This window comes from Neobacillus niacini, assembly GCF_023715415.1.
GTDB classification, from domain to species: domain Bacteria; phylum Bacillota; class Bacilli; order Bacillales; family Cytobacillaceae; genus Neobacillus; species Neobacillus niacini_C.
This window is the reverse complement of record NZ_JAMBOB010000004.1, coordinates 203,797-225,693: the sequence shown is the minus strand read 5'-3', so window position 1 is coordinate 225,693 and position 21,897 is coordinate 203,797. Positions and strand designations below refer to the sequence as shown.

The 21,897-nt window shown below is 38.7% G+C and carries 20 protein-coding genes and 2 pseudogenes; 17 read left to right on the top strand and 5 right to left on the bottom strand.

All coding sequences use genetic code 11. The features are described 5' to 3' along the window. Positions 1–74: 74 nt before the first annotated feature. Positions 75–1,176, top strand: a protein-coding gene (prfB, locus tag M3189_RS10475) for a peptide chain release factor 2 (protein ID WP_251633965.1) whose coding sequence is annotated in 2 segments (ribosomal slippage) — positions 75–146 and positions 148–1,176 — 1,101 coding nt in all. Because the reading frame shifts where the segments join, the coding sequence is not laid out codon by codon here. Between the two features lie 116 nt (positions 1,177–1,292). Here prfB and M3189_RS10470 read toward each other — a convergent pair. Further along, positions 1,293–1,661, bottom strand: coding sequence for a hypothetical protein (locus tag M3189_RS10470; protein ID WP_251633963.1), 369 nt, complete (start codon positions 1,659–1,661; stop codon positions 1,293–1,295). A 222-nt stretch (positions 1,662–1,883) separates the two neighbouring features. Here M3189_RS10470 and M3189_RS10465 point away from each other — a divergent pair, with 222 nt between their 5' ends. The 12 genes and pseudogenes from M3189_RS10465 to M3189_RS10410 all read left to right on the top strand — a co-directional run. Then, positions 1,884–2,747, top strand: coding sequence for a YitT family protein (locus tag M3189_RS10465; RefSeq protein WP_251633961.1), 864 nt, complete (start codon positions 1,884–1,886; stop codon positions 2,745–2,747). A 51-nt stretch (positions 2,748–2,798) separates the two neighbouring features. Then, positions 2,799–3,119 carry a cytochrome c551 gene (gene cccB, locus M3189_RS10460; RefSeq protein WP_251633960.1) on the top strand — a complete coding sequence of 107 codons (321 nt, stop codon included), beginning with the start codon at positions 2,799–2,801 and terminating at the stop codon, positions 3,117–3,119. A 295-nt stretch (positions 3,120–3,414) separates the two neighbouring features. Then, positions 3,415–4,101: a cell division ATP-binding protein FtsE gene (gene ftsE / locus M3189_RS10455; RefSeq protein WP_251633957.1), complete on the top strand. Its 687-nt coding sequence runs from the start codon at positions 3,415–3,417 to the stop codon at positions 4,099–4,101. Beyond that, entirely contained in the window at positions 4,091–4,984 is an 894-nt protein-coding gene (ftsX, locus tag M3189_RS10450; protein WP_251633955.1) for a permease-like cell division protein FtsX, read from the top strand. Before ftsE ends, ftsX begins: the two co-directional genes overlap by 11 nt. A 103-nt stretch (positions 4,985–5,087) precedes the next feature. Further along, positions 5,088–6,401, top strand: coding sequence for a murein hydrolase activator EnvC family protein (locus tag M3189_RS10445; protein WP_251633954.1), 1,314 nt, complete (start codon positions 5,088–5,090; stop codon positions 6,399–6,401). Between the two features lie 168 nt (positions 6,402–6,569). Further along, the gene (locus tag M3189_RS10440) at positions 6,570–8,024 is read left to right on the top strand and encodes a S41 family peptidase (RefSeq protein WP_251633946.1); all 1,455 of its coding nucleotides are present in this window, start codon (positions 6,570–6,572) and stop codon (positions 8,022–8,024) included. Continuing rightward, on the top strand, positions 8,014–8,184 hold the full coding sequence (locus tag M3189_RS10435; RefSeq protein WP_251633944.1) for a hypothetical protein: 171 nt from the start codon (positions 8,014–8,016) through the stop codon (positions 8,182–8,184). Before M3189_RS10440 ends, M3189_RS10435 begins: the two co-directional genes overlap by 11 nt. Before the next feature lie 119 nt (positions 8,185–8,303). Then, positions 8,304–9,497 carry a PDZ domain-containing protein gene (locus M3189_RS10430; RefSeq protein WP_251633942.1) on the top strand — a complete coding sequence of 398 codons (1,194 nt, stop codon included), beginning with the start codon at positions 8,304–8,306 and terminating at the stop codon, positions 9,495–9,497. A 131-nt stretch (positions 9,498–9,628) separates the two neighbouring features. Continuing rightward, complete coding sequence (locus M3189_RS10425) at positions 9,629–10,210, top strand: putative ABC transporter permease (RefSeq protein ID WP_251633940.1); 582 nt, start codon at positions 9,629–9,631, stop codon at positions 10,208–10,210. 131 nt (positions 10,211–10,341) lie between these two features. Beyond that, positions 10,342–10,743, top strand: a complete 402-nt coding sequence (locus M3189_RS10420) for an ArsR/SmtB family transcription factor (protein ID WP_251633938.1) — start codon at positions 10,342–10,344, stop codon at positions 10,741–10,743. Between the two features lie 40 nt (positions 10,744–10,783). After that, positions 10,784–11,725: a cation diffusion facilitator family transporter gene (locus M3189_RS10415; protein WP_251633936.1), complete on the top strand. Its 942-nt coding sequence runs from the start codon at positions 10,784–10,786 to the stop codon at positions 11,723–11,725. A 147-nt stretch (positions 11,726–11,872) separates the two neighbouring features. After that, positions 11,873–12,109: pseudogene (locus tag M3189_RS10410) on the top strand (permease); the annotation flags it as partial. Here M3189_RS10410 and M3189_RS10405 read toward each other — a convergent pair. The 4 genes and pseudogenes from M3189_RS10405 to M3189_RS10390 all read right to left on the bottom strand — a co-directional run. Beyond that, positions 12,094–12,873 (bottom strand): annotated as a pseudogene (locus M3189_RS10405) (permease); the annotation flags it as partial. The pseudogenes M3189_RS10410 and M3189_RS10405 sit on opposite strands and share 16 nt — an antisense overlap. A gap of 133 nt (positions 12,874–13,006) precedes the next feature. After that, complete coding sequence (locus M3189_RS10400) at positions 13,007–14,023, bottom strand: metal ABC transporter solute-binding protein, Zn/Mn family (RefSeq protein WP_251633934.1); 1,017 nt, start codon at positions 14,021–14,023, stop codon at positions 13,007–13,009. Between the two features lie 149 nt (positions 14,024–14,172). Continuing rightward, a complete protein-coding gene (locus tag M3189_RS10395) occupies positions 14,173–14,811 on the bottom strand; it encodes a response regulator (RefSeq protein WP_251634270.1) in 639 nt (212 codons plus the stop codon). Then, positions 14,798–15,607 (bottom strand): sensor histidine kinase, encoded by an 810-nt coding sequence (locus M3189_RS10390; protein WP_251633929.1) that lies wholly within the window; start codon positions 15,605–15,607, stop codon positions 14,798–14,800. The genes M3189_RS10395 and M3189_RS10390 overlap by 14 nt, the downstream gene beginning before the upstream one ends. 200 nt (positions 15,608–15,807) lie before the next feature. Here M3189_RS10390 and M3189_RS10385 point away from each other — a divergent pair, with 200 nt between their 5' ends. From M3189_RS10385 to uvrA, 4 genes are all read left to right on the top strand, one after another. Next, on the top strand, positions 15,808–16,467 hold the full coding sequence (locus M3189_RS10385; RefSeq protein WP_251633927.1) for a YcnI family copper-binding membrane protein: 660 nt from the start codon (positions 15,808–15,810) through the stop codon (positions 16,465–16,467). 113 nt (positions 16,468–16,580) lie between these two features. Next, complete coding sequence (locus M3189_RS10380; RefSeq protein WP_251634269.1) at positions 16,581–16,814, top strand: DUF2198 family protein; 234 nt, start codon at positions 16,581–16,583, stop codon at positions 16,812–16,814. Positions 16,815–17,028: 214 nt separating this feature from the next. Beyond that, positions 17,029–19,008, top strand: coding sequence for an excinuclease ABC subunit UvrB (uvrB, locus tag M3189_RS10375; RefSeq protein ID WP_251633925.1), 1,980 nt, complete (start codon positions 17,029–17,031; stop codon positions 19,006–19,008). A 7-nt stretch (positions 19,009–19,015) separates the two neighbouring features. Further along, positions 19,016–21,892, top strand: coding sequence for an excinuclease ABC subunit UvrA (gene uvrA, locus M3189_RS10370; protein WP_251633916.1), 2,877 nt, complete (start codon positions 19,016–19,018; stop codon positions 21,890–21,892). Positions 21,893–21,897 lie beyond the last annotated feature (5 nt).

Here is a 21,897-nt window from a genome sequence, read left to right as displayed (position 1 = left end):
ATAATGGAAAAGGAACAAACGAACGACTGAGACATAGACTACAAACAGACGTAATTTTTATAGAGGTGACGAAAATGGAATTAGCAGAAATTCGAAATGAACTTGAAAAATCAGCTAAGAAATTAGTGGACTTTAGGGGGTCTCTTTGACCTTGAAAATAAGGAAGCGCGCATAGCTGAACTGGATGACCAAATGCTTCATCCTGATTTCTGGAATGACCAAGAGAAGGCCCAAACCGTTATTAGTGAAGCTAATGCCTTAAAGGATCAGGTAAATGAGTTTAGTGACTTATTTGAAACATTTGAGAATCTTGAAGTAAGCTATGAGCTTGTAAAAGAAGAAAGTGATGCGGAACTCCAAGCAGAGCTTGAGGAAGAGTTAATTAAACTGACCTCAAGATTAAATGAATTTGAACTCCAGCTGCTGCTAAGTGAAGAATACGATAAACATAATGCGATTTTAGAGCTGCACCCAGGTGCTGGCGGGACAGAGTCACAGGACTGGGGCTCGATGCTACTTCGTATGTACACACGTTGGGCAGAGAAAAAGGGCTTTAAGGTTGAAACACTTGATTATCTGCCTGGTGATGAAGCGGGGATAAAAAGTGTAACCCTGGCGATAAGAGGTCATAACGCATACGGTTATTTAAAGGCGGAAAAAGGCGTACATCGTTTAGTCAGGATTTCACCATTTGATGCTTCTGGCCGCCGTCATACCTCCTTTGTATCCTGTGAGGTTATGCCTGAATTTAATGATGAAATTGAAATCGAAATCCGTACTGAGGATCTAAAAATAGATACGTATCGTGCGAGCGGTGCAGGTGGACAGCATATCAATACCACTGATTCAGCTGTGAGGATTACCCATATGCCAACGGGGGTTGTCGTTACCTGTCAGAATGAGCGCTCACAGATTAAGAACCGTGAGGCTGCGATGAAAATGTTGAAAGCCAAACTGTATCAACGTGAAATCGAACAACAGGAAAAAGAGCTACTAGAAATTCGCGGTGAACAAAAGGAAATCGGCTGGGGAAGCCAAATTCGCTCCTACGTCTTCCACCCTTACTCTATGGTAAAGGATCATCGGACGAGTGCGGAGAGCGGAAACGTTCAGGGTGTTATGGATGGAGATTTGGATCCATTTATTGATGCTTACCTGCGTTCTAGAATTTCATAATCTATATTAAAAGCCTTTGCCCTATGAGTGGCAAAGGCTTTACTATTTGGACTTTTTACCGCTCATGGTGGGATGATTGAGGATTTTGTGGAGAGCTAGTTACTCTGATATTATGTCTACCTTTTTCCACTTAGTTCCTCAGAAACCAATTCAAACATTCTATCGTGATGGTCGAGTTTTCCTTCTATATGCCTAAAATGGCTCCTGAAATCAGTAGCGTTATTTTCGACAGTTTCCTGAAGAGATTCAATTTTCGATTCAACATGATCAAATCGAATGTCAATCTTATTAAATCGTTGATCCATAGCATTAAATCGATTATCCATAGCATCAAACCGTGAATCCATTACATCAAACCGCTTATCAATAGCATCAAACTTTTTATCAATAGCATCAAACTTTTTATCAATTGCTTCAAAACGATGACCCATTTTTTCAAACTGTTTATTCATTTGCTCCATCATTTTCATTAATTGCTGCTCCATGTTTTCACCTCCTCTATTCGACAATTATACCATTTTTAAAATAAATAATCGTATTCTTAGAATTCCTCATGAAAACTATTCTAATGACAAATACTAAATAATATTTAATCCTTTAATGCGTTATCTCAATCCCATTTACAGCAAATTATTGCCATGCTATACTCACTTTCGGTTGAGGTTTGAAAATATAGCAAAAAGGTAATATAAGAGGGGAATTGCACTATGAATAAAAGAAAAAGTAACCAGACTGCACCTAGATTTGAAAGTGCTTTAGAATACATAAACGTTATCGTTGGATCAGCGATTATTGCGCTTGCCTTTAATGTTTTTCTGCTGCCGAATCAAATTGCTTCAGGAGGCGTCAGCGGAATTAGTACGATATTATTAAGCGTGCTCGGATGGGAACCTGCTTATGTACAGTGGGCGTTTAATATTCCATTGTTCATAGCTGGAGTTATTCTACTAGGGAAACAATTTGGGGTTAAAACCCTTGTCGGTACATTATTCTTACCTTTTGTTGTTTTCTTAACAAAGGATATTGAACCGTGGACGAATGACGCCTTACTGAGTGCTTTGTTTGGCGGGATAGCAGTAGGTCTTGGGCTTGGAATTGTTTTTAGAGGAAATGCTTCAACAGGCGGAACCGACTTAGCGGCACAAATTATTACAAAGTATACCGGGCTAACACTAGGAACGAGTGTTGTGCTGATTGATGGACTTATCGTCATTACAGCTGCTCTTGTGTTCGATATTGAACGAGGCTTATATGCACTTATTGCTTTATATGTAACAAGTAAAACGATAGATTTGGTTCAGGTTGGTTTTGGCAGGTCAAAAACAGCAATGATTATTACGAATAAGCAAGAGGAAGTCCGCGCTGGAATTCTTAATAAAATCGACCGAGGCGTCACAAAACTATCCGCATATGGCGGTTTCACCGATAATGAACGTCCTGTACTTATGTGTGTCGTTGATCAACGTGAGTTCACAAAATTGAAACAATTGGTTAAAACCCTTGATCCGACTGCATTTGTCGTCGTTATGGATGCTTCTGAAGTCCTGGGTGAAGGTTTCAAAAGGGCGTAAGACTGTTATACTATTTTCGTATGGTAATTTTTTCATTAAGGGGGAGAAACTATGAAGAAAAAACTTCTAACGATGTTATTAGGAACAGCTCTTGTTATGGGGCTTGCTGCATGTGGCGGCGGGGACGACGAGGGTGGCGACACAGCACAAGCTGGGGATGCTGAGAAAGTTTATTCACAAAAATGCTCAAGCTGCCATGGCGGTGACTTAAAGGGTGGTATGGGACCTGACCTGACTGCTGTTGGCGCTAGCAAATCAAAGGATGAAATCGCTGCTATCATCAAAGATGGTACGAATGGTGGAATGCCAGCCGGTCTTATTGAAGGCGATGACCTTAATAAGGTTGCAGATTGGCTTTCAACTAAAAAATAAAGAATGTAAACGTTCTGTGGTTTTTGGCAGAACGTTTTTTATTTTTACAAAAACTTAATATTTTTATAGAAAAATTATGATTTTGTCGAAAAATATAGGATATATATAACAGTTTATGTAGGTTTTGAAAAGAAACTGTAATATTTTTACCGCTTTTATTACGTGTATAGAATGTTATAATGGATTTATGCGAAATCCTGCAGTATTTTGTCTAGGATTTTGTTTTCGTGCAAGAAAATAAGCGGTTAATGTCGAATCTTATTGTTTCGAAACTAACTTATAAAGGTGATCTAAAATGATAGAATTGCAGGATGTGTTCAAGAAGTACCCAAATGGGGTTACTGCCATAAATGGTATAGACGTGCGGATTAACCAAGGAGAGTTTGTCTATGTGGTTGGTCCAAGTGGTGCAGGGAAATCTACGTTCATTAAAATGATGTATCGTGAGGAAGTTCCAACCTCAGGTACAATTACAATGAATGGTGTTAACCTGGCTAAATTAAAGAATAAAAAGGTTCCTATTTTCAGACGGAATCTTGGTGTGGTCTTTCAAGACTTTAAATTACTACCTATGAAAACTGTATATGAGAATGTAGCTTTTGCACTTGAGGTTATTGAAGCCCAGCCGAAATACATCAAGAAGCGTGTAATGGAAGTCCTGGACCTTGTTAACCTTAAGCATAAAGCTAGAATGCTTCCAACAGAGTTATCTGGAGGCGAGCAGCAGCGTGTTTCGATTGCCCGTTCGATTGTTAATTCACCAAAGGTAGTAATAGCAGACGAACCTACAGGCAACCTTGATCCAGAGACATCTTGGGAAATCATGAATATCTTTGAAGAAATTAATAATAGGGGTACTACGATTGTAATGGCTACCCATAATCGTGAAATCGTCAATACCATTAAACATCGGGTAATTGCGATTGAGGCAGGTAAAATAGCACGTGATGAACAAAGAGGTGATTACGGTTATGAAAATTAGAACTCTTGGCCGTCATGCGCGTGAAAGCTTTAAGAGTATTGGAAGAAATGGCTGGATGACGTTTGCCTCAGTAAGTGCTGTTACGGTAACGCTCATTTTAGTTGGTGTCTTTTTCGTTATTATGATGAATCTCAATAAAGTGGCACAGACCATAGAAGAGGACGTGCAAATTCGCGTTCACATCGATGTTGCAGCAAATGATGAGGATCAACAAAAGTTAAAAAGTGCGATTGAAAATATCTCAGAAGTACAAAGTGTGAAATTTTCATCCAAGGAGCAAGAGCTTAAAGATTTAATAAAGAGCATGGGGGAAGATGGACAAGCATTTAAACTTTTCGAGCAAGACAATCCACTTAACGATGTATTTATCGTAAAAACGAAAAAGCCACAAGATACAATGAATTCCGCAAAGGAAATTGGCAAGCTAGAGTATGTTACGAAGGCTGTATACGGTAAGGGAACAGTTGAAAAATTATTTAACTTTATCAAAGCCAGCCGAAATGTAGGAATTGTATTAATAGCAGGATTATTTTTCACTGCTGTATTCTTAATATCTAATACGATTAAAATTACGATTATTGCAAGGCGTAGAGAAATTAAAATTATGAGACTGGTAGGAGCAACGAATAACTTTATTAGGTGGCCATTCTTCTTAGAAGGATTATGGCTTGGCATCCTTGGTGCCATCCTGCCAATTATTCTTATATCGATTGCATACTATAACGCTTATGAATATCTAGCACCAAAGTTAATAGGGAATTTCATTCAAATTCTTCCATATAGCCCCTTTATGTATCAGGTTTCTGGACTTCTTCTATTAATGGGAGGCTTAATCGGAGTTTGGGGCAGTGTGATGTCAGTTAGAAAGTTCTTAAAGGTTTAATTTTGTCAGGAAGGGCAGTGTAAAATGTCCTTCCTGATTTAAATAGTAGGGAGATAACGATTTTCCCTTACATAAATGTATAAGTGGGGAGGAGAACTAGGTCTTGAATAAATCATTTGTAACGTTTGCTGTTGCAGGAACATTCATTGTAAGCAGTATTTTTGGAGGAATCGCAGAAGCGGCTTCTATTTCAAGCTTACAAAAACAGCAACAAGATATTCAACAGAAAAATTCAGAATTATCTTCTGATATCAATACTGCAGATCAACAGATTAATAGTTTGAATGCACAGCAGGCTGATGTTAAAGAAGAAATGACTCGTATTGATTTATCAATTGGTGAAACACATAAAAAAATAAGAGAGAAAACTGCTAAACTCGAAGAAACAAAGGTAGAAATTACTAGACTCCAAGAAGAAATTAAGGTGACAAAAGAGCGAATTGATAAGCGAAATGAGCTTTTGAAAGATCGTGCTCGAAATTATCAAAAAACAGGTGGAATGGTCAGTTATCTTGACGTGTTAATGGGTTCAAAGAACTTTAGTGATTTTATTGACCGAGCAAGTGCTGTGGCAACAATCATGCAGGCAGACCAGGATATTCTAGCGCAACATGAAGCGGATAAAAAAAGTCTCGAGGAGAATCAAGCCAAGCTGGAAGTAGAGCTAGCAAGTGTTCAAACCATGCTGGCTGACCTAGAGAAAATGAACCAACAATTGAATGCGCAGAGAGCTGAAAAGGATAGGTTATTAGCTACTCTAGAAGAGCAGGAAGATGAAATTCATGAGCATAAAATGGAGCTTCAGGAAGAGGCACAAATTCTAGCGGGACAATCAGCAGCCATTCAAAAAGCCATTGAGCTTGAACAACAACGCCAAGCAGCTGCGGCTGCGGAAGCTAAAGCAGCCGCCGAAGCAGCAACCGCAGCAGCCGCTGCTGCGAACAACAATAATGCTGGATCTGGCAGTGGTGGAGGGGAGAGTACCCCGACACCACCGTCTCCACCTGTCTCTAGTGGAGCATTCACAATGCCAGCGAATGGTACTTTTACATCAGGTTTTGCTCCTAGATGGGGCTCATTCCACTATGGTATAGATATAGCTAATCGTGCAGCAAATGTACCAATTTGGGCAGCAGCTGATGGTGTTGTTATACAATCCTACTATTCTAGCAGTTATGGGAATGTTATTTTTATCGCTCATTCTGTTAATGGACAAACGTATACAACGGTTTCTGCACATATGGAAGCGAGATTGGTCAGCTCAGGAGCAGTTGTAAAAAAGGGCCAGCAAATTGGAATTATGGGTAACACCGGTGATTCAACGGGTAAACATTTACATTTTGAACTTCATAGAGGGCAATGGAATGGCAGTAAGAGTAATGCAATTAATCCTGTGGGAATTGTGCCAATGCCGTAAAATATCTAAGGGAAGAAGCCATGCTTCTTCCCTTTCTTATGGTTAAAAAACGTTATAAGGGGACCTCCATATTTCTGGCATAACTCGTCCATTCCTTACATAATAGTTAATAAACACAGCGGGAAAGAGACTCATTTTTAATTGAAGCTGCACATGAGGGGGAACAGGATGAAAAGTAAGTGGATTGCCCTGTTGATGGTGGGTTCGCTTCTTACGGGAGCGGGGGGCACATATGCTGGAATGAATTGGTATGAACAAACAGAGGGGAAATCAGCTCTTGAACAAACATTAATGAAAAAAGATACAGTCGTTACGAATCAAATTGATATGGAGGAGCTCGCTAAGGTAAATCAGGCATATGAACTAATCCTAAGCCGATATGTTGAAAAGGTAGATAATGAGATGCTTGTGGAGGGAGCCATTCAAGGAATGCTCACTGTCTTAGATGATCCTTATTCCGTTTATATGAATAAGGAAACAGCCCAGCAATTCAGTCAAGCTTTAGAATCTTCTTTTGAAGGTATCGGTGCAGAAGTAGGGATGGAGAATGGAAAAATCGTCATTATTTCTCCTTTTAAAAATTCACCAGCTGAAAAAGCAGGATTAAAACCGAATGACGAGATTCTGAAGGTAGACGGAAAAAGTGTGGAGGGTCTAGATTTAAATAAAGCAACTTTAAAAATACGCGGTAAAAAAGGAACAAAGGTCCAATTAGAAATCGCACGAAAGGGCTTAAAGGAACCTCTAACGATTGATGTTACACGCGATGAAATTCCACTTGAGACCATACATGCTTCTGTGAAAAAACAGGATGGAAAAAAGATAGGGTATATTGAAATTACTTCGTTTTCTCAAGAGACAGCGGCTGATTTTAAAAAGGAGCTAAGTGTGTTAGAGAAAAAGGATATAGATGGCTTACTTATCGATGTCCGTGGAAACCCTGGCGGCTTGCTCGTTAGTGTTGAGGATATCTTGAAAGAATTCGTAACGAAAGAAAAACCATTTATTCAAATTGAGAAACGAAATGGAGAAAAGGAAAGGCACTTCTCCAATCTTACCGAGAAAAAGAAATATCCAGTGGCAGTCCTCATTAATAAAGGCAGTGCATCGGCTTCAGAAATCTTAGCAGGGGCATTAAAAGAAGCGGCTGGCTACCAATTGGTTGGGGAAACGACTTTTGGTAAGGGAACGGTACAGCAGGCAGTTCCGATGGGAGATGGCAGCAATATTAAGCTGACGCTCTTTAAATGGCTGACACCTGATGGAAACTGGATACACAAAAAAGGAGTAAAACCCGATGTTGAAATCAAACAGCCTGCTATCTTTGATACACATCCACTTCAAATTGAAGAACCGCTTAAAGAGGATATGAACAATGAGCAAGTCAAAAATGCTCAAGAAATATTATCTGGTTTAGGCTTCGCTCCTGGACGAACAGATGGTTATTTTAGTAAAGAAACAACAACTGCAATTAAAGCCTTCCAGCAAAACAACAACCTGCAGCCAACTGGAAAAATTGATGCAAAAACAGCAGCAGTTCTAGAAGAACAGGTAATAAAAGAAATGAAAAAAGAGAAAAACGACATCCAGCTTCAAACCGCTTTAAGACTAATTGCAAAATAAAAGGGATACAGAGGCAGCTGCCTCTGTTTTTTTACGTGCGACAAAACAGGCTAAGTATGATTGTGATATGCCAAGATTTCCGTGGAAATATTTGTTGAAGCCTAATGAAATAACACGAATTACGCAGATGCGTGTAAGTGGAATCTTGATAAATATATAAAAATTCGACATTTTTTTGTTTTTTCAAGAATCTAGCAATAGGTTTTATCCTTCCATTTTGGTAAAATAATCATTAGAGCTAGAATAGTAGAATTTAATGATAGAGGCAGGTGGCAGGAATTGGTGCAATTATGGCTTTTTGAGCTATTGAAAGGGACTGGTAGACTTTTTCTACATCCGGTTTTTTACTATCTCATTTTCCTTTCAGGAATACTGGGAGTTTCAAGAGTTAAACGTGAGCGGAAAAATTTCCATACACGAACATTTGATGCTTATTTTGAACTACGTCAGTTATTACCTTTAGGATTATTACTGGGTCTAGTACTTACCATTGTCACAATCATTGCTGGGTTAACACTTCCATTTGCAGCCATCCTTTTAATCGCTGTCTTTACGTTAGTATGGAGTGTAACAACTAATATTAGGTTTATGTCGCCAGTTTACACGGTAGGCGCAGCTTTTTTTGCGATTACTCTAATCACTGAGTATGAATGGACTATACCACTTTTTAATCATACATTTCAGTCTTTAGAAGAAAAGGTATATCCTTCTTTAGTCATCTTAATGGCACTTTTATTAATTTCAGAAGGAATTCTAATTACTAGAAATGCAACTAAAGGAACCTCTCCAAAGTTGGTAAAAAGCAGGCGTGGACAAAATGTTGGAGCCCACGAAGTAAAGCGACTCTGGCTGTTGCCTATGTTTTTACTAATTCCTGGGAAGGTGTTGACTCTGCCATTCGAATGGTGGCCGGTCTTCACTTTAGGTACGGAATCATACTCGCTAATCCTGGTTCCGTTTGCAATAGGTTTTAACCAGCAGATACAGGGTATGCTGCCAAAGCAATCAATCCAGTTACAAGGGCGTAGAGTTACAACACTCGGTGTATTGATACTGATTTTGGCGGTTATCGGCTATTGGTACCCGTTAATCTCCATAGGAGTAACAGCCTTGGCGATAATCAGTCGGGAATTAATTTCCTTAATGCAACGATTGAAAGATGATAATTTACCATTTTACTTCTCGAAGAAAAACAACGGCTTAATGATTATTGGCATTATACCCGAATCACCTGCAGATAAAATGGGACTACAGGTCGGCGAAATAATTTCAAAAGTTAATGGAGTCATCATAAGGGATGAACATGTATTTTACGAGGCTTTACAAAAAAATCGAGCCCATTGTAAACTTGAGGTCCTCGATATAAATGGTGAGGTTCGTTTCGTTCAACGTGCATTGTATGAAGGTGATCATTATGAGCTTGGAATACTTTTTGTACAGGACCAAAGAAAATTTGATGAAAGAATTGGATAAAGGTTAAACCTGAGAGAGTTAGAAAACTCTCTCTTTTAATTTGTTTCTCTAAGGAAATTATCAGTATATTTGAGTGTCTGCGTGCGAAACCTAAATGGGAAATTTATTTCCAAGAAAGGTGGTTTAGTCATATGGTAAGCTTTTTAGATTTCAATACTCCAATTAATGTAAGCTTTGAAGGAGTTTCTGCGGTTGTTTTTTATTTCACAATCTATTCTTTGATTGGCTGGCTGTTAGAAAATAGCTACAGTTATGTTACGAAGCGTCAATTTTTTAAACCGAATTTTTTTCATGGTCCCTTTAAGCCTATGTATGGCTTTGCCCCTGTACTTTTGGTTTATTTAATTGGTCCAGAAACAAATTGGGGAATCATTCTTTTGCTCTGCTTTTTCATTCCTACCTTTATCGAGTATATAAGTGGTACACTGCTTCAGAAGTTTTTTCAACGTCAATGGTGGGATTATTCCGATATGCCCTTGCAGCTACACGGACATATATGTCTGCCATTTTCGCTTTGTTGGATTCTGCTTTCCTTAGCATGTATAAAATGGGTTCATCCTGCAATTGTTACTGTTTATGGGACAGTCGAAATACTTTGGGCATGGATTTGGCCAGCGGTTATCTTATATTTCATTGCAGAACTTGCTTTATCCATAAGAAGACACACTTCCCAAATGTTAGAAGAAGCAAAATCACCAAATCCAATTCAATAAAGTTACAAAACTCTTTCTGGGTAAAAAAGAAAGAGTTTTTTATTTTTTAAAAAATAAAAAATGTTTGACATTCAAATCTTTATTTGAATATCATATAATCAAATAAAGATTTGAATGTATGAGGTGATGGAATGAAGAATCGCGATATTTGTGAAGTTACATGTGTAGACAGCCACAAAACCACTAAACTGCAGCCTTTAGTTGAAAATAGAAATATTATTGAGGTTACAAAGCTTTTTAAAGCCTTATCCGATGAAACACGAATGAAAATTGCCTATGCTCTCACACTCGAAGATGAACTCTGTGTTTGTGATGTGGCCAATATTGTCGGTGCCACAACGGCAACGGCTTCACATCATTTGCGCCACTTGAACAGTCTTGGACTTGCAAAATACCGTAAAGAAGGAAAGCTAGTCTATTATTCTCTCGATGATGATCATGTAAAACAACTCATTCACATTGCTTTTGAGCATCAAGAAGAAGTAGCAGATCGAAAGGAAAGTATGGAAGAACGTATCGTAAAAAAGAGATAAGAAAAAACTAATAGCCAACTCTTGTTGGGGGAGGAATAATATGGGACATCATCATCACCATGGACACTCTCATGGTCATTCACATGGAAATGGTCACGGTCATTCACATACAAGTAATAAAAAGGCACTACTCAGTTCATTTATTTTGATCGCTGCTTTTATGGTGGTCGAAGTTATTGGTGGAATCTTAACAAACAGCTTAGCACTCCTGTCTGATGCCGGGCATATGCTTAGTGACGCTGCAGCGCTGGGACTTAGCTTTTTCGCCATTAAGTTAGGAGAAAAACAAGTATCTCAGGAAAAAACCTATGGATACAAACGGTTTGAAATTATTGCTGCTGCTTTGAATGGAATTACCCTAATCGTCATTTCCTTATATATTTTTTATGAAGCCTTTCAGCGTTTTTTTGCGCCTCCTGAAGTTCAAAGTACAGGAATGCTAATGATTTCTGTTACAGGATTAGTGGTGAATATTATCGCTGCTTGGATATTAATGAGTGGTGACAAGGATGATAATCTTAATGTCCGAAGTGCCTTTTTACACGTATTAGGTGACATGCTTGGATCTGTCGGTGCCATTGTTGCAGCATTACTGATTATGTTCTTCGGCTGGACGATAGCAGATCCAATTGCCAGTGTCATTGTTGCTGTATTAATTATTATTAGTGGTTTTCGAGTTACAAGAGATTCTTTTCATATTCTAATGGAAGGTGCTCCAACGCAAATTGACATCCAGCAGGTTAAAGAAGCACTTAGTAAAATTCCTCTCGTGAAGGAAGTCCATGATTTACACATTTGGACGATTACCTCTGGGTATCCAGTATTGAGCTGTCATATTACCATAGTAGATGAAGCCATCCATGATGAGATTCTTGCTCGCTCTCAAAAAATTCTTCATGATGAATTTCATATCGAGCATAGTACTATACAAGTAGAAAAGGCTGAAATTGGCTGTCCAAGTCCGCATGGGACATGTAACTAAAGATTTTTTCATGATAATTCCACTTATTACATTAATATTTAGTTGAAATTAATCTTCAGCACCTATAGTATTTATAGGTGCTTTTAATGTGACTTTAATTTAATTATCTTTATTCTTTATAATAAACTAAACATAGGAGGTCTTGGTATGAAGATTGAACTATTCCTGCAAATGAATACAATCTTTATAAGTATTTTAATAGAGGCCTTTCCTTTTATCTTATTAGGGGTATTAATTTCAGGGATTATCCAGATTTTTGTGTCTGAAGAAATGATGGCTCGGATTATTCCGAAAAATAAAATCTTGGCTGTTTTTTCTGCGGCCATAATAGGAGCTATTTTTCCTGCTTGCGAGTGTGGAATTGTTCCTATTACTCGGCGATTGCCCATCATGACAGCTAGAGACGATACTGTTCCGCTTCCAGCTTCCAAGAGGGATTTTGCAGGCAGATAGGTTTGTACAAATGCAGCTAAAAAAGCTCCCATAACTAGGTACTTACCCATATCAAAAAACTCATCAATGGAATGGGTTAACATCGACCAAAATTTTGTTAAAAAAGATTCCTTTTTTGTGAATGTGTCTGAAGATCTTGTATGAATAGAAGACTTTAATTGATTTCCTTTAAAAATGATGCCGACAACCAATGCCACCATCAAAGCGACAAAAAAACCTAACCCCATCCTTAATCCTGCAATCTTAAAATCGTTTCCAAATGCCATATAAGTAGAGGCAATCACAATTGGATTAATTAATGGACCTGTTAACATAAAGCCAATAGCAGCAGGTATGGGTACTCCTTTCCCGATAAGACGACGGATAATAGGAACAATACCACATTCACACGCTGGAAAGAGGGCACCAATAATACAACTCATGATAATCGCTAAAACCTTATTTTTGGGAATCCAGCGTTGAATATGTTCTTCGGTTACAAATATTTGAATCACACCCGCGATGAGGACTCCTATTAAAACAAATGGCAGTGCCTCTATTAATATACTCAGAAATATCGTGTTTAGATTTAATAAAGACGGAGGTATATCATATGAGATTTTGAAGCTAGTACTTAAAGAAAGCAGTGATAGTGCTAAAACAATGATAATAATACCTGTAAATTCTATGATATTGCTGCGAACTATCCGGTACATAAATACCTCCTGTTTCTATTAAATTAATTTGTACATTTAATAGAGTATGAATAAGAAACTTTAAAAATACCTATTGCTAGATATGTAAAGGGAAACCCGGCCACAATAAATGGCAGGGAAAAGTCTAATATTGTTAGTCATTTAAAGCTTTTTTTATCGTTTCTAAATTCTTCCTCATGATGCTGAAGTAATCGTCTTTTTGTTTAATGTTTTCTTCCGTTACAGCCTCTAGATTATGGAGAGAAAGAGACTTTGCTCCTATTTCTTCTTGGATGATTTTTGCTATTTTTGGTGAAACATTCTGCTCGAAAATCACATAATGAATATTGTGCTCTGTAGACTCCTCAATGATTGCTTGCAGTTCTTTCTGAGTTGGTTCTTGTGTGGGTGATAAACCTGTTATGGCAATCGTTTCTATTCCATATCGTTTTTCCCAATATCCATAAGCAGCATGCGAAACTAATAAATTCTTCGTTTTTGAACTCTCAATCGTCGTTTTAAATTCTTGATCCAGGTTTTCCAGCTCGTTTTTTAGCTGTTTAAAATTGGCTTCAAACTCTGTTGCGTGTCCTGGCATTAATTCACTCAAAGAGTTTTTGATGTTATTCGCAAGGTCAATGGATAGTATAGGATCCAACCATACATGGGGATCTAAATCACCATGGTCATGTTCTTCTTCGTCATGGGCTTCAGATTCTGTGTGTTCATTTTCATGGACCTCAGATTCCGCGTGTTCATCTTCATCCTCATGGTGCTCATTCGAATGAGTAGACTCCATGAGTTCAATACCTTCAGCGGCTTTTAAAACTAGTACATCTTCTTTGTTTAAGGTTTCAGCAGCTTTTTCTGCAAATCCTTCAATTCCAGCACCTGTATAGATAAATAAATCTGAGTTAGCTAGAGCTATCATTTCTTTTGTTGATGGCTCGTAGGTATGAGCGTCCACGTTGGGAGGATAGATACTCTGAACATCCACAAACTCACCGCCAATTTTTTTGGTGAAATCCTGAAGCGGGTAAATGGTTGTATAAACAGTTAATGTTTCTTTATCTTTTTCTGCATTTTTATTTACAGTTCCTGTTTTTGCACATCCAGATAAAATAAGACCAAATGCGAGAACAGAAAACGAAACTAATTGAGAAATCTTCATTTTTTTAAACTCCATTCTAATTTAAGTATAAATCGTAATTGTTTCGTTTTACATCATAAAACATGTCTATGAGTTTGTAAATAAAAATATGAATCTTTTAAACACTAGTATTGAACAAATTAAAAAACCTTAGGAAGTAACCTAAGGTTTCATTTATTTTGTTTAATGGCATATATAGCGAGTTGGACACGATTTTCTAGCTCTAGTTTTACTAATAAATTTTTAATATGATTTTTCACCGTATTTTCAGAGATAAATAATTGATCAGCAATTTGTTTATTGGAAATACCTTCACTGATTAAGTGAAGGATTTCCTTTTCCCTCTTAGTAAGTGATTTGGTTTGGGAAGAATTCTGCAAGTCTTTCTCCCTAAATTGGTAGAGAAGCTTCCCAGCCAATCCGCGGGTTGTATCACTTTTTCCTTCAACAATAGAGTGTAGATATTGGAGCCATTCATCGGGGTCCATATTTTTCAGAAGGTACCCTTGAGCGCCATATTGAATAGCAGTAAACAAATCGGCGACATTATCAGAAACACTTAAGATAATTACTTTAATATAAGGGGATTTGTCCTTAATTATTTTTGTTGCTTCTAAACCATTTAAAACAGGCATTTCAATATCCATTAAAATTATATCTGGATGAAGCTGCTGACTCATTTCCACTGCTTCTTTCCCATTATGGGCTTGTCCGACAATGTCGAAATAGGAATCATCCTCAAGCATTGTTAATATCGCTTTCCGAGCATGTGGATGGTCATCCGCAATTACTATCCTATATGGATTTATCATATTCCTTATTACCTCGCAAAATGATTTTTGTTCCTCGATTCAAATGTGAAACAATCTCTAAGCTGCCGTTCAACTTTTCTGACCTCTCCTTTAGCATAGCAAGTCCATAATGATTTGACCCAATTTCGTTTATGTTGAAGCCTCGCCCGTTATCTTCTACATTCAGCTCCCATTCATTATTACGGGTATGGAACTTGAGGATAACAGTATTAGCTTCCGAATGCTTTCTAATGTTTATCAAAGCCTCCTGAACGACTCCAAAAAGCTGCACTTCTTCTGCACTAGTAAAATACCCATCATTTAATTGAATATCAGAATCTATGTCAATTCCTGATACCGTAATCCAGTCTTCTAACCAATTATGGAGTCTGTTTGAAAAATGAACGTGTTCAGCTGGGTTCATCCGTAAGTTGAAAATTGCTTGCCTTAATTGGGTATCGATTGAATTAACGAGGGAAGCAGCTTCTTCATTTTTCCCCTTTTTTAAATAGACTTTTAGTAAAAATAGAGTTTGTGCAATGCTATCATGTAATTCTTTTGCTAACCTTTCCCTCTCTTCATATATTGCCCGCATTTCCCTTTCGGTTGTTATTCTTTGGTTTTTCAGTCCAATCGTTTTAAACATCCACGAAGCAAAGGCATAGGAGATGATCAAAGTTAAGATTGTGATTAAATAGTTCCCAGTTTCCATTGAGAGATGATGATGAATCACACTATGACGAAAGAATTCAAATCCGCCAATTAGAAGAGTTGGTATTAAAACAGTGAAAAGCTTCATTTTTCGATATGACAAAGTGTTTATCTCCTTTAATATATTGCTTTATCATTCTACAGGATATATATCCATCACTGTGACAGTTCTATGAACATTTTAGTCTAATATTAAAAAAATAGCCCCTAAGGGTCATATAAAGAAGGAGTAAGAATCTTTAATTTTATAGGTAAGGAACTTATTAATGTAATTAAATATTTTTAAAGAATGGAGATATTAAAATGAAAAAATTATTAACTTCACTGGTAACAATGATTGTAGCTTTATCTCTTTTTTCTGGGGTAGCTAGTGCTCATGTTACCGTTGGACCAAAGGAAACGTCACAAGGAAAATATGAAATGTTTACGGTAAAAGTTCCGTCAGAAAAAGAAGATGTTCTGACAACAAAAATTGAAGTACAGATCCCTGAAGACGTCAATATTACTCGTTTTGAACCGAAGCCAGGCTGGACCTATGAAATTCAGAAAGATGACACAAGTAAAATAACATCAGTTACCTGGACAACTGAAGGAGAAGGACTATCGGCGACTGAATTTGGTCAGTTTAACATGAATGGAAAAGTAGGCGACAAAGCAACGGAAATCATTTGGAAAGCGATCCAAACCTATTCGGATGGAAGTGTTGTAGAATGGGTAGAAGCAGAAGAGGCAAATTATCCTGCTTCTGTAACATTCGTAAATCCAGCTGATGCTTCTGCGCACGGCCATGGAGAAAAAACAACTGATAAAGATGCTTCATCAGGAGAAAAAGTAAAGGAAGAAGTTAAAGACAAGGAAGAAGTTGAAGAAACCGGTGCATCAAACACACCGCTTTATCTTTCAATCGCAGCCCTAGTGGCAGGATTAATAGCTTTAGGAATATCTCTTAAAAAGAGAGGATAATTGCTTCCGAAGACAAGAGTTGTAAATCTCTTGTCTTTTTTCTTGCAATTTTGTGAATAAATTTCTAAAATTAATAAACAGAAATGAATAAATGAGGTGGACCCATTTTGGAGATGGTTATTAGATATTTGTCTGCACTTATTTTGCCAGGTTTACTCGTGTTGCTATTTACCCGAGTCACATATAATCGGCTTATCGGTCTTGCTCTGACCGTCGGGCTCATCGCTGCCTCTGCTTTTAAAGGGTATACAAACAGTTTTCCGCTTATCGTTGTAGATGCCTTTTCGCTTACAGCTGGTTTCTGGCTCGCAGCAAAAATGAAGCATAGAGTGTTCAAAAAAACATAGCTCTCACCGTAGATGTAAAGTCTGTCAACCAAATGACAGGCTTTTTTGCTATTATATCAAAAAAACGAATGTTCGTTCGCATATTAGTGGTTTGTTTTTGGGGAATTGTGTTAGAATGATAATATTAGAATTTTAGGGATACATTTTCTAGCACCATCCCGGACCACTTGCATGTTTTTTGCTAGAAAATGATTATATAGCGGGAGGAAAATCAGTGAAGGATCAATTTGAATTAGTTTCGAAATATTCACCGCAGGGCGATCAGCCGGAAGCGATTCGACAGTTAGTTCAGGGGATTAATGAGAACAAGCGCTATCAGACATTGCTTGGTGCCACTGGAACAGGTAAGACATTTACTGTTTCAAACGTGATAAAAGAAGTAAACAAACCGACTCTCGTCATCGCTCACAACAAAACCCTAGCGGGGCAGCTCTACAGCGAATTTAAGGAATTTTTCCCAAACAATGCTGTTGAGTATTTTGTTAGTTACTACGATTATTTTCAACCTGAAGCCTATGTTCCTTCGACAGATACATTTATTGAAAAAGATTCAAGCGTCAACGACGAAATTGATAAGCTCCGTCACTCGGCGACCTCATCGCTGTTTGAGCGAAAAGATGTTATCGTCATTGCCAGTGTATCGTGTATTTATGGTCTCGGTTCACCGGAAGAATACCGAAACATGGTGCTATCCCTTAGAAAGGGAATGGAAATTGAACGCAATAAATTGCTGCATCGGTTAGTTGACATTCAATATGAACGAAACGATATTGACTTCAAGCGCGGTACTTTCCGTGTGCGCGGCGATGTGGTTGAGATTTTTCCTGTTTCCCGTGATGAACATTGCCTCCGGGTTGAGTTATTTGGTGATGAAATCGACCGAATTCGTGAAGTTGATGCCCTAACAGGAGAAATTATTGCTGAGCGTGATCATGTGGCAATCTTCCCGGCATCCCACTTTGTTACCGGCGAAGAGAAACTAAATAAAGCCATTGAAAACATTGAAAAAGAACTAGAAGAACGGCTTGCTGAGCTTCGGGAAGATAATAAATTACTAGAAGCACAACGCCTTGAGCAGCGAACCCGTTACGATCTTGAAATGATGAGGGAGATGGGATTTTGCTCTGGCATCGAGAACTACTCCCGGCACTTAACACTTAGGCCTGCGGGCTCCACGCCCTATACATTGATTGATTACTTCCCAGAAGATTTTCTAATGGTTATCGATGAGTCACATGTTACCCTGCCGCAAGTAAGAGGGATGTTCAATGGTGATCGAGCCCGGAAACAGGTGCTTGTTGACCACGGTTTCCGTCTGCCGTCAGCGCTTGATAACCGGCCGTTGACCTTTGATGAATTTGAAAAGCATATTCATAATGCTGTCTTTGTTTCAGCGACACCTGGCCCATATGAGCTAGAGCATACGCCAGAAATGGTTCAACAAATTATTCGGCCTACTGGATTACTTGATCCTACGATTGAAATTCGCCCTATCGAAGGGCAAATCGATGATATTATCGCTGAAATTCAAGAACGCATAAAAGTTAATGAACGTGTGCTTATTACGACTTTAACAAAGAAAATGTCAGAGGACTTAACGGACTATTTAAAAGAAATAGGCATTAAAGTCCAATATTTGCATTCCGAAGTGAAAACACTTGAACGGATTGAAATTATTCGCGAGCTCCGGCTTGGCAAGTATGATGTCCTCGTCGGAATCAACCTGCTTAGAGAAGGACTGGATATACCTGAGGTATCGCTGATTACGATTCTCGATGCCGATAAAGAAGGCTTCCTTCGTTCGGAGCGATCATTAATCCAAACTATCGGTCGGGCAGCTCGTAATGCCAATGGTCATGTCATTTTGTATGCAGACAAAATAACGAATTCAATGGAGATTGCGATTAATGTAACGAGAGAACGTCGCAAAATCCAAGAAGAATATAATAAAAAGCATGGCATTACACCGATGACGATTCAAAAGGGAATTCGTGAGGCTATTCGTGCCACCCATGCTGCCGAAGAACAAGAAGATTACAAACCAACAGCATCCTTCGGTAAGATGTCGAAGAAGGAAAGAGATAAGTTGATTGCTACCATGGAAAAAGAAATGAAAGCAGAAGCAAAAGCGCTTAATTTTGAACGTGCAGCTGAGCTTCGTGATTTATTATTAGAGTTAAAAGCGGAAGGATGACGTAACCATGGCGATGGATAAATTGATTGTAAAAGGCGCCAGAGCCCATAACTTAAAAAATATAGATGTCACCATTCCGAGAGATAAGCTTGTTGTAATCACAGGACTTTCTGGTTCTGGAAAGTCCTCCCTTGCTTTTGATACGATTTATGCGGAAGGTCAGCGCCGCTATGTGGAATCATTATCTGCATACGCCCGACAATTCTTAGGGCAGATGGATAAACCTGATGTTGATTCCATTGAAGGATTATCTCCTGCGATTTCAATTGACCAGAAAACAACAAGCAAAAACCCACGTTCAACAGTGGGGACGGTGACAGAGATTTATGATTATTTGCGACTACTTTTTGCACGTGTCGGCAGACCAACATGTCCCATCCACAATATCGAAATCTCGTCACAAACGATTGAACAAATGGTAGACAGAATCATGGAATACCCAGAGCGAACCAAAATGCAAATCCTTGCTCCGGTCATTTCCGGGCGAAAAGGAATGCATGTTAAAGTATTAGAAGATATAAAGAAACAAGGTTTCGTACGAGTTCGTGTCAATGGAGAAATGCTTGACCTTGGTGATGATATCACTTTGGATAAGAACAAAAAGCATTCTATTGAAGTAGTGATTGACCGTATAGTCGTAAAGGAAGGGGTTACTGCAAGAATTGCGGACTCTCTTGAAACGGCCTTACGTCTAGGCGAAGGAAAGGTTATTGTGGATGTTATCGGAGAAGAGGAACTTCTTTTCAGTGAAAACCATGCCTGTCCACATTGTGGTTTTTCAATCGGTGAATTAGAACCGCGAATGTTTTCCTTTAATAGCCCTTTTGGTGCCTGTCCTGAGTGTGATGGACTAGGTTCGAAGCTCGAGGTAGATGTGGATCTTGTGATACCAAATAAGGAATTATCCTTAAGACAGCATGCGATAGCTCCATGGGAGCCAACAAGTTCCCAATATTATCCCCAGCTTCTTGAAGCGGTTTGCAATCATTATGGGGTAGATATGGACATGCCTTTTAAAGACATCCCTCCCCACCTTTTAGAAAAAGTTCTTTATGGTTCTAAAAGTGATAAGATTTATTTCCGCTATGAAAATGATTTTGGTCAGATCCGTGAAGGAAATATTGAGTTTGAGGGTGTCATACGTAATGTAGAACGCCGTTATAAAGAGACCAGCTCTGATTGGATTCGAGAGCAAATGGAGAAATACATGGGCGAGCAGCCATGCCAGGTTTGTAAAGGTCATCGATTAAAGAAAGAAACCTTAGCTGTGCTCATTTCAGGACGTCATATCTCCCAACTAACAGAGTTATCGATTGAAGAATCCTATCATTTTTTTAATGAATTAAAGTTATCGGATAAAGAAATGCAGATTGCCAAATTAATTTTTCAAGAGATACATGAGCGCCTTGGATTCCTTATGAATGTTGGACTTGATTACTTGAGCTTAGGACGAGCGGCAGGTACCCTTTCTGGAGGAGAAGCACAGCGGATCCGTTTGGCTACCCAAATTGGTTCTAAGTTAACAGGGGTTCTCTACATATTAGACGAACCATCGATTGGCCTTCATCAACGTGATAACGACCGCTTAATTGGAACACTGCAAAATATGCGTGATATCGGAAATACCTTGATTGTGGTTGAACATGATGAAGATACAATGTTGGCAGCGGATTATCTAATCGATATTGGTCCTGGAGCAGGAATCCACGGCGGAGATGTCATTGCTGCGGGAACCCCCGCCGAAGTAATGGCACATCCTGATTCTTTGACTGGTCAGTATTTATCTGGTAAAAGGTTTATTCCACTCCCGATAGAACGTCGTAAGCCAGATGGCAGGTATATCGAAATAAAAGGTGCTGCCGAAAACAATTTACGAAATGTAAATGTGAAAATTCCCTTAGGCATGTTTATCGCTGTGACGGGTGTTTCTGGATCTGGGAAAAGTACTTTAATCAATGAAATCCTCCTTAAAACACTATCCCAGAAGCTTAACCGTGCTAAAACAAGGCCTGGTGAACATAAGGATATCTTGGGTATTGAGAATTTAGATAAGGTAATCGACATCGACCAATCTCCAATTGGCCGAACACCACGTTCTAATCCGGCAACATATACGGGAGTATTTGATGATATCCGTGATTTGTTTTCGACAACGAACGAAGCGAAGGTCCGGGGCTATAAAAAAGGGCGTTTTAGCTTTAATGTCAAGGGTGGTCGTTGTGAAGCCTGCCGTGGCGATGGAATTATCAAAATTGAAATGCATTTCCTGCCTGATGTCTATGTTCCATGTGAGGTTTGTCATGGCAAGCGCTATAACCGTGAAACACTAGAAGTGAAATACAAAGGGAAGAGCATTTCTGAAATTCTTGATATGACCGTCGAAAGTGCAGTAGAATTTTTTGAAAATGTTCCTAAAATCAGCCGAAAGCTGCAAACCATCAAGGATGTTGGTTTAGGTTATATAAAACTTGGTCAGCCTGCTACCACCCTGTCCGGTGGGGAAGCACAGCGTGTGAAGCTAGCGTCTGAACTCCATAAACGTTCAAACGGTAAATCCTTCTACATTTTGGATGAACCGACAACAGGTCTTCATGTTGACGATATTTCTCGATTATTAGTCGTCCTTCAGAGACTCGTTGAAAATGGCGACACTGTACTCGTAATTGAGCACAATTTAGATGTCATTAAAGCAACTGACTACATTATTGACCTTGGGCCAGAGGGTGGAGACAAGGGCGGTACGATTGTGGCAACAGGAACACCTGAAAAGGTTGCTGAAGCGCCAGGATCTTATACAGGTAAATACTTAAAACCAATCCTCGAACGAGATGGGTTACGAATGAAAGAACAAGTACATGAAAAAGAAACGATTGGAAAAAGCTAAAACCT